This window comes from Caballeronia eucalypticola (assembly GCF_047608185.1).
In the GTDB taxonomy this organism is placed as follows: domain Bacteria; phylum Pseudomonadota; class Gammaproteobacteria; order Burkholderiales; family Burkholderiaceae; genus Caballeronia.
Genome location: NZ_JBLKRU010000019.1, coordinates 79,420 through 91,716, shown reverse-complemented (window position 1 = coordinate 91,716; position 12,297 = coordinate 79,420). Strand labels below are relative to the sequence as shown.

The window sequence follows — 12,297 nt, the reverse complement described above, 5'->3', positions numbered from 1 at the left end:
TTCGCTATCCCGCGGTCATCACCCGCCCCTGCGATCCTAGAAAATGCACGGGCAAGCGCTCGCTGGAGCGCGTCGCCGACGCGGAAGGTGCAGCGTGGTCGAGCTGTGCTTTCTGAAGGCGGCCAATGACCGGCCACTCGCGGGCATGTAGCGTATGCTGCGGATGCCCTTCGTTCAGCACTGGATGTGGCGCTGCCAAGCTTGACAGCGCCCGCCGCAACGACGAGCTTGACCGGGTGCTGCTTTGCCCCATGGCTACGTGTTCTCCTCGCAGTTTTACCATTACCTTAAGTAGTCCTGCCTGCATGTCATGGTGGGCAAAAACCGTGTGCAACCACCGACGCTATCGCTCAAACGCGATGAAGCCTGCGGAAAGTTACGCACGCGCAAGCACATCCAGAAGGCCTTTGAGCGCACATTGCCCAGGTTGCAAAACTTCTGCGCGACTGGCCTGAGCGGCCGCGCAGCATTGGGCTTCTTCAGTCCATTTGGGTCAGTTCACTTCGAACAGGCCCGCTGCGCCCATACCGCCACCAACGCACATTGTCACTACCACGTATCTCACGCCGCGCCGCTTGCCTTCGATCAACGCGTGGCCGACCAGCCGCGCGCCGGTCATCCCATACGGATGGCCGACCGAGATGCCGCCGCCGTTGACGTTGTAGATTTCAGGATCGATCCCCAGACGATCGCGGCAGTACAGTGCCTGGCATGCGAACGCCTCGTTGAGCTCCCACAGGCCGATATCGGCGATCTTCAAGCCATGTTGTTTGAGCAACTTGGGTATGGCGAAGACCGGCCCGATCCCCATTTCCTCCGGCGCGCAGCCCGCCACGGACATTCCGCGGTAGATTCCCAGCGGCTGCAACCCGCGCTGTTCAGCCAGGGCGCGGTTCATCAGCACGCAAGCGGAGGCGCCGTCCGACAGTTGACTTGCATTGCCCGCCGTCACCACACCGCCTTCGATCACTGGTCTCAGGCCCTGCAGGCCTTCCAGCGTCGTATCCGCCCTGTTGCCCTCATCGCGGGCCAGGGTGGTCTCGCGGTACGACACGCCCTTTGTCACCTTGTCGGTGACGGACATGATGGTCGTCATGGGCACGATTTCGGCATCGAAGCGGCCCGCCTCCTGCGCGGCGGCGGTACGGCGTTGCGATTCGAGCGAGTAGCGGTCCTGAGCATCACGCGAGATGCCATACTTGGCGGCGACCAACTCGGCCGTCTGCACCATCGGCATGTAGGCGTCGACCGCATGGGCGATCACCAGCGGATCTTTCTCCCGCGCCACCCATTCCATGTAGGGAGTTTGCAGCGCCGAGATGTTTTCCTGGCCGCCTGCGACCACCACGTCCATGCCATCTACTATGACCTGCTTGGCCGCGGTGGCGATGGCCATCAGACCGGAGGAGCACTGGCGATCCATCGTTTGGCCGGAGACCGATAACGGCAACCCCGCCGCGATGCCTGCATTGCGAGCGAGGTTCATGCCCGCGGTACCGGCAGACAGCACGCAGCCGATCACAATGTCTTCAATCTCGTCGCCGCCCACGCCGGATCGGCGCGCCGCGTGGGTGATGGCATGGGCCATCAGCGACGGTGACTTAGTGTTGTTGAAAGCACCGCGGTAGGCTTTGCCGATAGGCGTGCGGGCGGTCGAAACGATGACAGCTTCTCTCATAATCAGTCGCCTTTTCAATCAGTGGGATCGTGACGCGGGGCTTCAGCCCGGCGTATGGCTGTCGAGTCGACGGCCTTGTGCCGCGAGTTCCGCGAGCAATGGCACCGGATTCCAGTAACCGAACAGATTGCCGCGTGTGGCGCCATAGTGGGCAAGGCGCTCGACGATTTTCGCCAGGCCGATCTCGTCGGCCATGAAGAGCGGGCCGCCGCGGTGGTCGGGAAAGCCGTATCCGGCGACCCACACCACGTCGATGTCGCCCGGCCGATAGGCGATGCCCTCTTGCAGGATCAGCACGCCTTCATTGATCATCGGATACAACAGTCGATCGACGATCTCCTGGTCAGCGATGTTGTTCCGACGTGTGATGCCGTGTGTTTCGGCCAGAGCCGCGCAGATTCGCGTGGTTTCCGGGTCTGGCACCGGCGTGCGACCCTCATAGCGGTAATAGCCAGCCTCCGTCTTCTGCCCGAAGCGGCCCAGTTCGAACATCTTGCGACACACCACGCGGTACGCCGAATCGTTCGGCAGGCCGCCGGCCTTGCCTCGTTCGATCACCGTCTTCGCGCCGACATCGATGCCCGCCATGTCCAGCATGCGGCACGGCCCCATCGCCAGCCCCAGCGCCTCCACCGCGCGGTCGATCTGCTGCGGTTCGGCGCCCTCCATCAAGAGAAACTCGGCTTCGCGCATGTAGACCTCTGCCATGCGATTGCCGATGAAGCCGTAGCAGACGCCCGAGACTACAGCCACCTTGCCGATAGTCGTCGCCATCTTCATCACCGTAGCGAGTACATCAGGAGCCGTCTCCTCGCCGCGCACCACTTCTAGCAGCCGCATCACGTTAGCCGGGCTGAAAAAATGCAGTCCCACCACGTCGGCCGGCCGGCCTGTGGCGCGCGCCAATACGTCGACGTCCAGCGTGGACGTGTTAGTTGCAATGATGGCCCCGGACTTACAGACTTGCCCAAGTCGCGTGCAGACCTGCTCCTTGAGCGTCATATCTTCGAAAACAGCTTCGACCACGAGGTCGCAATCGCCCAGCGCCGCATAGTCGAGCGAGCCGGTTAGCGCCGCCAAGCGCTGCGTCAGTTGCTCCGCGCTCAGTTTGCCCTTGGCGGCGCTGGCTTCATAGTTCTTGCGTACCAGTCCGAGCCCGCGCTCCAGTGCCTGCGGGGTCGCTTCGACGATTACCACCGGAATGCCGGCATTGGCGAAGTTCATCGCGATGCCGCCGCCCATCGTGCCTGCTCCCACGATGCCGACCTGCCGAATGGGTCGCAGCACGACGTCTTTCGGGAGTCCTGGAATCTTCGCGACTTGACGTTCGGCGAGAAACAGATGGCGCATCGCGCGCGAGGCTGCCGAGTGGCGCAGGCGATCGAACGCCTCGGCCTCAATGCGCTCACCTTCGGCGAACGGCAATGTGGCAGCCGCCTTTACGCTGTGCACCACTGCCTCGAGCGCAGGATAAAACCGCTTCTTGCGCGCGACCGCCAACGCCTTGTCCGCCCAGTCGTCCGGCAGACCGTCGGTCTTCGCAGCCGTGGCGTCGGCCGAGCGCGGCGCGGCATCCTGCAGCAGCAATTCTTCGGCATAAGCCAGGCCCACCGCCCGGGCATCGCCCACGCGCACGGCGTCGACGATGCCCGTCTCGATAGCCGTCGCCGAGTCCACGATTCGCCCGGAAGACATCAGATCCAGCGCCAGTTGCACGCCTACCAGGCGCGGCAGGCGTTGCGTGCCGAGAGACCCCGGAAGCAGCCCAAGCTTGACCTCGGGCATTGCAAAGCGGGTGCCCGCGATCGCAACACGGTAGTGGCAAGCCATCGCCACTTCGAGACTGCCGCCGAGCACGGCGCCTTGCAATACCGCGACGATAGGCCGGGTCGCATTGGCCACGCGCGCCAGCAGTTGATTCAATGGCCGCGTACTAAAATCAGACGCGTTGAAGGACGTGATGTCGCCGCCAGCGCCGAAGGTACTTCCCTCGCCGTGCACCAGCAGAATGGCCAGCGACAGGTCGGACTCGAAATCGTCGAAGGCACTGACCATGCCTGCAACCACCTGCGGCGACAGGGCATTCACGGGTGGGTTGGCGATGCGCAGCACGGCAATCCGCCCAAGTCGTTCTAGGGTCACGGGGGTCGTCATAAGGTCAGGTTTTCTCCAATGTTCGACGTCGCAAAGCTTCTCGGAAAAAGTAGCGGTCTGAGGCCGCCTTTTAGGAACGCTCGTGGCCATTGTTGGGTTGAACACGCGCTTCCATAAGCGCCCGCAGTGGGTAATGCGGCTCCGAAAAAGGGGGAGAGCCCTGGATTCAGTGCCACTCAATCTTCTCAGATCGTCCGACGATGTTCTTCATCATACCTGACAATTTAATCAGACAAAGCGCAAAGATATGCAGTATCTGGTAGATTGGCGAGGTGGATCCCCGAACCTCAATGTAATCTGGGCGAACGCTTGCCAATGACTCGTACTAACTTATCGTCTTCAATCGGTTCGAAACCTCAAGCCACGGGAATGAGCGGCCCCGAACGTGTGGCGGCCGAGATTACTAGTGGGCTACAACGTCGCGAATTCGCCGTCGGCCAGCGACTCGTCGAGGTGGATTTGACCGTCAAGCTCGGGGTAAGCCGGAGCACAATCAGAGAGGCGCTCAAGATTCTCGCGTCCAACGGAGTGGTCGAAATTGTTCCGTTTCGAGGCGCGGTCATTCGGGGACTCACGTTGGAGGACGCCCGCAACCTACTGGCCGTCCTAGAGGCCCTGACCGGGCTGGCGGCTCGATTGGCGGCGGGGAAAATTGACGTCGGCCGCAATCGCTCTGCGTTCAAGTCGGCCGCGGCGCCTCTGATTCAACCGCGCCCCCCAGGCGAGCTAGAGCGCATCCTCGACGAACGAGCACGTTTCTACCAGACGATCTTTGATATTGCGGACAACCCGGAACTTAACCGGGCCATGCCAACTTGGCGGGCGCATCTTTTTCGGTCGCAGTTCTACGCATTTTTGACAAAGCACGATCTCCGAGCCATGGTTTCGGAATACCGGCAGATTTCTGAGGCCATATTGGATGGTAACGCTTCGCGTGCAGAACGCGCGACACGCAGACACCTCATCAATAGCGGTGAGCGTAGCTTCCCGCATTTGGGCTGACGAGGAACGAAAAAATCGAAGTCAAAGGTAGGTGTCGCCTATCGCCAGGCGCTAGCGGGATTCACGGCCATAGCACAATAGGTGGCTAGTGAAGGGCGGAAGCCAGCGTTGTCGCAGGTACACACGAGATACCCCTGCCTCCCATCGCCGAAGCTATTTGATCGCGAGCCTGGCTGCGCCCTGCGACCTTACGCTAGGAAGTGAACATACAGAATCTGGCGCGCGCGGCGCGAAGGGGGTCGTCTTGATTTCGCTGCATTTTACGACGGTAACGCGCGCTATGCCTTGCGCGGCGTAGCGCTCCGCCTCTATAAAAATATTGCAAGAAGTCAGTCAGATGTTGTTTGGCTTTTTGCGTGTCGTGGGTCTGGTTTTCGGCCTGAAAGCTGACTCGCGCGGGCTAGAACGCTCAAATCAAACGTTAGAAAACCACTTTTTGAGCGGATGCCTTTCGGTTGGACGGCGATAACTTTGATCTTGGCGGTGACGGGGTGAACGCGGTAGCCCGTCACACAGAGGTTCCGGTCGTGCGGCACCGACAAACAACGCGGAAATAATACAAAAAGAAGTGTTTGATTTAGTTCGAAATATATTAGGGTCGACCCGCAAACCCGCATGGGGCCAAGGGCCCGCTACCCCCGTATACCGCATAAAAATCAAAGGGACTCCTATTTGCCGTCGCAAACTGCTCAGACCGAAGAGCGAAGCGCTGGATTTGCGTCCAGTCGCAGAGGTCCCAAAATTCTACGATTTAACGTCTATCCGGTTGGGGAAACATACAGAAGCTATGGACCTGCGGCGACGACGCGGTGTTGCTCGTTCGCCAAGCGGGCACGACAATCCGCAACGATGTGCGTGAACAGCACCTGGAGATCGGCCCTGTCCTTCGGCACGGCTAATCCTATCGGCAGCGTCAACTCGTGACTGTCGAGGCAGGAAGTGCCGAACGGCAGGCTCGCGAGGCCGGGGATCCTGCGCGAGGTGGCCGCGAAGAAGTACTGGTCGATCGTTGCGACGTCCGCCCGCCCCGCGACGATCTCCGCCGTTGGGACGGTCGTGATGTTGCCGGGAACCTCGATAACCTTGGTTGAGGGAAGTCGCGTTCTCAGCCAGCGCCCCTGCGGCGCGTCCTTAACGACCGCGATCGTCACGTCTGGCCGATTGAGATCGTCGAGCGAACGCGCCCCACTGAGCTTCGGATCGCCAGCACGGCCGAAGAGGCACTGTGAGGCTTGCGAGTAGACGACGACACCATACTGCCGCGTTCGCTCCGCCGTTGCGATTAGTGGCGCGATCGTTGCGTCCGCGCGTGACTCATCCAGAATCCGCAGCTTGTCGTCAAAGCCCACGCGGACGGTGACGAGTTGTACATGCAGACGCCGAGCAGCCTCCTTCGCAATCATCCACGCCGGCCCCTCGAAGGGCTCGCCGGCGCCATGCGGCTCCTTCAGCCACGGAAACTCGTCGAGCACCGCGACCCGTAGGACGCCGCGCTGCCGGATCGCATCGACGCCAGCGATCGGGGTCTCTGCGGCGACCGTACCCATGCCCGACCACGCCATCGCAAACACAAGCGCCACGACACCCGCCCAGGACAGCCGCTTTACGAATGCGAGGCGACCGGCCTTCGCAGCAACGCCGCCGATCTGAGGTGACGACCGGTCCTTCATGATGGCCACTGGCCGCGGGTGAGATCGATTGCAATCTTGCCGAAATGCCCTGCAGCAGCCAGCGCCTCGAAGGCCTGGACCGTTTCGCCGACCGCGAAGTCGCGGCCTACCACAGGCTTCAGCCGAGTCCGGTCTACGAAGTGGACCAATTCTTCGAGCATCGACCGACTGCCGACCATGATGCCCTGCAGGCGGACCGCTCCGCCGATCAGGCTCCCGGGCGCCAGACCCCCGCCAGTCCCAGCCACCCCGCCGACCACGATCACGGATCCACCTTGCCGCACGGACGCGACGGACTGGCCGATAGTCGTGCTACCGCCGACTTCGATCACGAGATCGACTCCCTCACCTCGGGTCAATTCGCGCGTTGCGGCAGCCCAGTCGGCCGTCGTCCGGTAGTTGATCGTCTCGGCCGCCCTCAGTTCTCGCGCCCTCTGGAGCTTCTCGTCGCTCGACGACGTCACGATCGCGCGCAGGCCCGACGCTCGTGCGAGCTGTAATGCCCACACGGACACGCCTCCGGTGCCCAGGATGAGCACCGTCGCGCCCGGTCGCAAGCCGCCTGCCACGAACAGGGCGTTCCAGGCGGTAACCCCGGCGCATGGGAGACAGGCAGCCTCGATCGCCGACAAGGTGGTCGGCGCGCTCACAAAAGCGTGTTCGCCAGCGACAAGCTCCGCCGCCAACGTACCTCTTTCGTCTGCTCCAAAGCTGCTTGACGTCTTTGCGGGCGTGATCGGACCGTCGATCCAGTCTGGCCAGAACGCCGGTAGCACGCGCTCGCCGTTCCCGAACCGCGTGACGAGGGTGCCGACCTCGACGACAATGCCGGCGCCATCACTGCCCGGCGTCACGATCATTTCGTCCGGCAGGCCGTATCTGCCGTCAAGGATCTGCAGTTCGCGGTAATTCAGCGCTGCTGCCTCCATCCGCACGCGGATCTCGTGCGGTGCGAGCGGCTTAGACGAGCGGTCGTCCACAATCAGGCTGGACAGTCCGCGTCCTGCTGAGAGCTGAAATGCTTTCATGTTCTTATGCCCTCAGTGCTGGCGCTGGTAATCGTAGCGGTGGGCGAGCCAACGTGTGGCGGTGCCATCCGCCAGGATGAAATACTGGTCCTTCGTCTCATGATCGCGGCCGTCGCGCGCGATCACCTCTTCCATTCGCAGCATCCGCCCGGCCCATCCGGGCGCGATCGGCGGCGCGGCAAACGGCTCGAAGCGCAGAGTGATGCGGTCCGGCGCGTCGCGCTCGAAGCTTGAGGCCGACATCGGTGCGACGGGCACGCGGGCTTCGATCGAGACATAACGCCACTGACCGGCGGTCGCGTCGTAACCGAGATAGTCGATACGGAGGGGATGGTTGGAGTCCGCAGCGTGCAACGTCTCCTCCAGGAGTCCGCCCACCATGCGCCGGTCGGCGACCAAACCCGTGTTGACGACTGGTGCGCCTCCTGGCCGCGCCCAGAACGTATCAGTGACCGTCCAGGCGCCCTCCTGCGCAGACAGCGCTACAGTCTCTCGCGTGGCACTCTCCTCGGAGCCACGCTGGGCTAAGGCGGGAGCGCTCACGAGGACGCCGACCGCGGCCAGCGTTAATGTGAGCCTTGAGAAAACGGAAAATTTGTACATGTCGATCTCCTTTCTCTCAATATAGATTGCTTTGCCATTGGCGACAATTGCGATATTATTTCGGCTATATGTAGCGTCATGGGATACAAAGTGATTGACCTTTTTAACGATGTCCCGGCCTTCGTGGCAGCCGCCGAGGCGGGAAGCTTCTCAGCCGCTGGAAGGGAGTTGCGCTTGTCACGCTCCGCAGTGGGTAAGGCTGTCGCGCGCATCGAAGCGCGGCTCGGAGCCCAGCTCTTCCATCGCACCACGCGTGCCCAACTGCTGACCGAAGAGGGCCGCGCCTTCCTCGCCCGGTGCGTCAGTGCCATGGCGGAGTTGCGCGAAGGCGCCGCTCTGCTGGATGCGGGGCGCGGAAGTGTCCGGGGAACGCTCCGCGTCACGATGCCGGTCCTCTACGGCCGGCTGAAGATCGCGCCGCTGCTGATGCGCCTCGCCGACGAGTATCCGGAGCTGATGATGGAGCTTGATCTGCGAGACCGCCGCGTCTCCCTAGTGGAGGAAGGCTTCGACCTAGCGGTCAGGAGCGGCTCGCTCGGCAACACGGTGGGCCTGTCGTCCTGCATCGTCGGCCGGCATGCCACTGTGCTGTGCGCGTCGCCGTCGCTGGTCGAACGACTGGGGATGCCTCGCTCGCTTGATGATCTCGGCCGGTACGATGCGCTTGTCTACCATCGCGACGGATGGAGTGAGCCCTGGGCCTTTCCCGACGAGGACGGACGCATGGAACTGGTCGAGCCGCGTTCCCGTATGCGCGCCGCTGATATTGGCATCATTCTGGACGCTGCGGTTTCCGGACGGGGGGTCGCCTGGCTACCCAACTGGCTAGTAGAGGAAGAGCTCGGAACCGGACGGCTCCTGCGGCTCCTGCCCGACCTCCCTACTCGCCACCACGACATCAATCTGCTCTGGGCGACGGCGACGGTTGTCCCCGCACGGCTGCAAGTCGCGATCACGGCCCTGACGGGGACAAGCGAGCTATGGCCTGGCTGACGTTATCCGCTCAAATCGTCCATCCCGTCAGCGATATAGAGCAGTGCTAATTTGCAGAGAATGACGATGAGACGCCTTTGGCACTTCGTAGGGTTGGTCGCGTAAAATCGTTTGATGAAGAATCGCAAATCGCTTTATCACGGTCATCGGTTTTCCACTGCCCGTTTTTTCGCACGGTAATTGACGCTGCCTGAAAATGGCGAAGTTCGACGCCCACGCTGGCATCATTCTCGGACTCGAGGTGTAGCGCCTGGCGCGCAATAATTCTGACTGGTACCGGTTGCTCGACCTTTGCACCATGACTGACACCCTTAACTGCGGCAACTGTCAACGATCACTGAGACGGCGACCAGATCTCCCGGTTTGATGTCTTTAACGGTCGGTCCTCTACTGGTTTCAACGATCATCTACCCCTACCCTGAAGAAACTTCAATAACGTAAAAAGGTATCCCGGAATGGATTTGCAAGTGTATGGTACGAAAGCACTGGTCACGGGCAGCCGCAAAGGAATCGGCGAAGCCATTGCCATGCTCCAGTGGGTGTCAGCATCGTTGCCGCGAGGCTCGATATGCTGATCACGCGTCCCCATTTGGTTTGCCGCATGTTCGGCAACAGACGCGTAGTGACCCGAAGGGCGGCGAAGAGATTCCGATCATAGGCGGACGCCCGCGAGGCGGGCTGGGTATTCGCCCAGCTCTCTTTCGCGTTACCCGAGCCTCCGGCGTTATTGACTAAAATATCGATAGGTGCTGCGAGCTGTTCCGCCTCCTCGACCGGTCGCTGCGCATCGTCATCGCGCATAAATCTCCGACCACGACATAGGCATGGCTTCGGCCGGAAAGCGATGACCGTGATAGAGCGATTTAGATTTCTTCATCGCGCTATTTTAAGCGGACAGCTCAACAACCTGACAATGCCCGAGCATGTCATGCTGGCCACGCTTTACAACACGGGCGCCAGTGTTTCCGAACTGATCGACATGCGCGTGTCCGATCTTGTGCTCGGGCCCACCACGTGGGCGCACATCCATGGTAAGGGTCGCAAGGAGCGCTCAGTACCGCTGTGGCCCGATACCACCAAAGAGTTCAGGCGCTGGCTTCGGCAATATCAACGAGCGCCTGAGGAACCGCTATTTCCTGGTCGGTCCGGCATTTCGCTCACACGCATCGGCTTCACCGAACGGTTGAAGCTTGCGGTTCAGACTGCGTCACGACAATTTCCGGAACTTGCGCGGCGTCGAGTCTTTCCGCAACTTATTCGACATTCGATCGCCATGCATATGCTGCAGTCGGGCGTTGATATTACGGTCATCGCGCTGTGGCCCGGCCACGAAAGCCCCGTCACCACGCATCGTTATGTCGAGGCCGACCCGCAAATGAAGGAGCGGGCGTTGAACGCCCTGCGGGCGCCATCGAATAAGCCGCTTCGATTTCGACCCACGGACGATCTGCTCCGCTTCCTGCAAACCCTCTAATTATCGATAGTTCGCAGCAGTCGGAGCTGCTCCCAACCGCGCGTCCGCATCGATGCCGTGTCCAGCAATACAGGGACATGGTATCGATGGTCTTTCGTTCATTCGACGCGACTTCTGCGAACCTTCCATAACTACGATCTATCGATAGCGGCTTTATAGAAAGGATCCTATAAACGTCGCTCATGGCTCGTTGCAGACCCTGTCGCAGGCGCGAATGCCAGCGCAAATCTCTACTCAATCGTGGAGACCTGTCGCGCCCACAGCATTGATCCTTATCGTTACCTCAACTGGTTGTTTCAACGGCTGCCCCTTGCAAAGACCGTCGATGATTACTACGCGCTCCTTCTTTGGGAGATGCCAGTCCACATTCGCTGATCACGCTTCCCGCTACACCATCATCGCAACGGCATGGACTCTCAGAAAGGCGTCGTTGATGGATCGCATACCCTTGAAAACATGACAGCCTTAACAGGCGAACTACCTCGCGAATACTTGAAAAATCTCTACCTCGGAACGAGCAAAGAGTGCTCGCCCCGCAGTCTCAAAGATGCAAATGGACAGATGCCCTTTGGGCTATAACTCAAAAAGCCCTGTCTGTGGTCCGATCTCAATTTTTGAGAGCAGCCTCGATCGCTTCGCCAAAATTTGTTGTCGGCCTGCCGAGCAGGCGTCGCAGGTCGGTCGATGCACTATTCAATCCTCCGCTCGATGATTTGATATCGGCGTCGACCACAACTTCGACGATCATCTCTGGCAGCCCGAAGCCCAGCAATGCGGTTCGATAGTCGCTTGAAGCTAGATTGTTGTAGACGATCTCGCGACCGACCTGCTTTGAAACCTCTGCCGCGAACTCCGACATGTTGTAAGAGGTGTCGCCAGCGAGCTCATACGTCTTGTTCTCATGGCCGGGTTCTGTGAGAACGGTAACGGCGGCGCCAGCGTAGTCGGCACGTGAGGCTGAGGCAAAACGTCCCTGCCCCGCGCATCCAGCGATGGCGCCGTGCTGGATGGCGGACGCGAGCCCCCCCGTGTGGTTCTCCAGATACCACGCGTTGCGCAGGAAGGTGAAGGGTAGACCTGATGCCGCGATGTATTCCTCCGTAGCTTTGTGCTCTTCGGCGAGGATCAGGTCCGAGGTATCAGCACGGAGCATACTGGTATAAGCGATCTGCCCCACCCCAGCTTCCCTGGCGGCGTCGACAACCGCCTTGTGCTGAGTCAGTCTCTGCCCGGGTACGACTGCAGAGATGAGCAATACCTTCTCGGCACCATAAAATGCACTGCGCAACGTTTCTGGGCGTGTGTAATCAGCCTCCCGCACGGTCAGACCAAGAGCCAGCAGATCATCGGCTTTCTCGGGGCTGCGCACTGCGGCGATGATCTGATCTGCGGGTAGCCGCTCTAGCAGACATTTGATCACGAGCCGACCCAGATTTCCGTTTGCTCCAGTTACAGCGATCATTGCGTTTCCTTAAAGGTGTACTTGTTTCTATTAAAGACGGGTGCTGGATGGCGTTAGCCAAGCTAACGGCCAAGTCACCTATAGCTTTGAGTTCCTGTGCATTGCATGTTAGCCGTGCACCAAAGAAGCGACAATCACCTAAATCGAACGCATATTTATGCCATTTCACGAATAATCACAGACTCTTTAAGGTTGCATCATGAGGTCTCGCCTGATCTGCGCACCCGGCCCCG

11 protein-coding genes and 1 pseudogene are annotated in these 12,297 nt (G+C 60.5%); 4 read left to right on the top strand and 8 right to left on the bottom strand.

Annotation, left to right across the window (positions count from 1 at the left end):
- Positions 1 to 4: 4 nt before the first annotated feature.
- From ACMX25_RS21930 to ACMX25_RS21920, 3 genes are all read right to left on the bottom strand, one after another.
- Positions 5 to 253, bottom strand: a complete 249-nt coding sequence (locus ACMX25_RS21930; protein WP_414952176.1) for a hypothetical protein — start codon at positions 251 to 253, stop codon at positions 5 to 7.
- A 240-nt stretch (positions 254 to 493) separates the two neighbouring features.
- Positions 494 to 1,678: an acetyl-CoA C-acyltransferase gene (locus ACMX25_RS21925; protein ID WP_414952175.1), complete on the bottom strand. Its 1,185-nt coding sequence runs from the start codon at positions 1,676 to 1,678 to the stop codon at positions 494 to 496.
- Between the two features lie 42 nt (positions 1,679 to 1,720).
- Positions 1,721 to 3,790: a 3-hydroxyacyl-CoA dehydrogenase NAD-binding domain-containing protein gene (locus tag ACMX25_RS21920; RefSeq protein ID WP_414952174.1), complete on the bottom strand. Its 2,070-nt coding sequence runs from the start codon at positions 3,788 to 3,790 to the stop codon at positions 1,721 to 1,723.
- 411 nt (positions 3,791 to 4,201) lie between these two features.
- Between ACMX25_RS21920 and ACMX25_RS21915 the strand changes: the two genes are divergently transcribed.
- Positions 4,202 to 4,834: a GntR family transcriptional regulator gene (locus tag ACMX25_RS21915; protein ID WP_414952173.1), complete on the top strand. Its 633-nt coding sequence runs from the start codon at positions 4,202 to 4,204 to the stop codon at positions 4,832 to 4,834.
- A gap of 785 nt (positions 4,835 to 5,619) precedes the next feature.
- On the opposite strand, the gene ACMX25_RS21910 is transcribed toward ACMX25_RS21915, so the two are convergent.
- From ACMX25_RS21910 to ACMX25_RS21900, 3 genes are read right to left on the bottom strand one after another with little or no spacing between them, the layout of a single operon-like run.
- A complete protein-coding gene (locus tag ACMX25_RS21910) occupies positions 5,620 to 6,504 on the bottom strand; it encodes a substrate-binding periplasmic protein (RefSeq protein WP_414952172.1) in 885 nt (294 codons plus the stop codon).
- Complete coding sequence (locus ACMX25_RS21905) at positions 6,501 to 7,532, bottom strand: zinc-dependent alcohol dehydrogenase family protein (RefSeq protein ID WP_414952171.1); 1,032 nt, start codon at positions 7,530 to 7,532, stop codon at positions 6,501 to 6,503. The genes ACMX25_RS21910 and ACMX25_RS21905 overlap by 4 nt, the downstream gene beginning before the upstream one ends.
- 12 nt (positions 7,533 to 7,544) lie before the next feature.
- Positions 7,545 to 8,135, bottom strand: coding sequence for a hypothetical protein (locus ACMX25_RS21900; RefSeq protein ID WP_414952170.1), 591 nt, complete (start codon positions 8,133 to 8,135; stop codon positions 7,545 to 7,547).
- 90 nt (positions 8,136 to 8,225) lie between these two features.
- Here ACMX25_RS21900 and ACMX25_RS21895 point away from each other — a divergent pair, with 90 nt between their 5' ends.
- Entirely contained in the window at positions 8,226 to 9,128 is a 903-nt protein-coding gene (locus tag ACMX25_RS21895) for a LysR family transcriptional regulator (protein ID WP_414952169.1), read from the top strand.
- A gap of 489 nt (positions 9,129 to 9,617) precedes the next feature.
- On the opposite strand, the gene ACMX25_RS21890 is transcribed toward ACMX25_RS21895, so the two are convergent.
- Entirely contained in the window at positions 9,618 to 9,929 is a 312-nt protein-coding gene (locus ACMX25_RS21890; RefSeq protein ID WP_414952168.1) for an SDR family NAD(P)-dependent oxidoreductase, read from the bottom strand.
- 43 nt (positions 9,930 to 9,972) lie between these two features.
- Here ACMX25_RS21890 and ACMX25_RS21885 point away from each other — a divergent pair, with 43 nt between their 5' ends.
- Both ACMX25_RS21885 and ACMX25_RS21880 read left to right on the top strand, forming a co-directional pair.
- Positions 9,973 to 10,602, top strand: a complete 630-nt coding sequence (locus ACMX25_RS21885; protein WP_414952167.1) for a tyrosine-type recombinase/integrase — start codon at positions 9,973 to 9,975, stop codon at positions 10,600 to 10,602.
- Between the two features lie 174 nt (positions 10,603 to 10,776).
- Positions 10,777 to 10,977, top strand: a pseudogene (locus ACMX25_RS21880) (transposase domain-containing protein); the annotation flags it as partial.
- A gap of 232 nt (positions 10,978 to 11,209) precedes the next feature.
- On the opposite strand, the gene ACMX25_RS21875 reads toward ACMX25_RS21880, so the two are convergent.
- On the bottom strand, positions 11,210 to 12,064 hold the full coding sequence (locus ACMX25_RS21875) for an SDR family oxidoreductase (RefSeq protein ID WP_414952166.1): 855 nt from the start codon (positions 12,062 to 12,064) through the stop codon (positions 11,210 to 11,212).
- Positions 12,065 to 12,297: the final 233 nt, after the last annotated feature.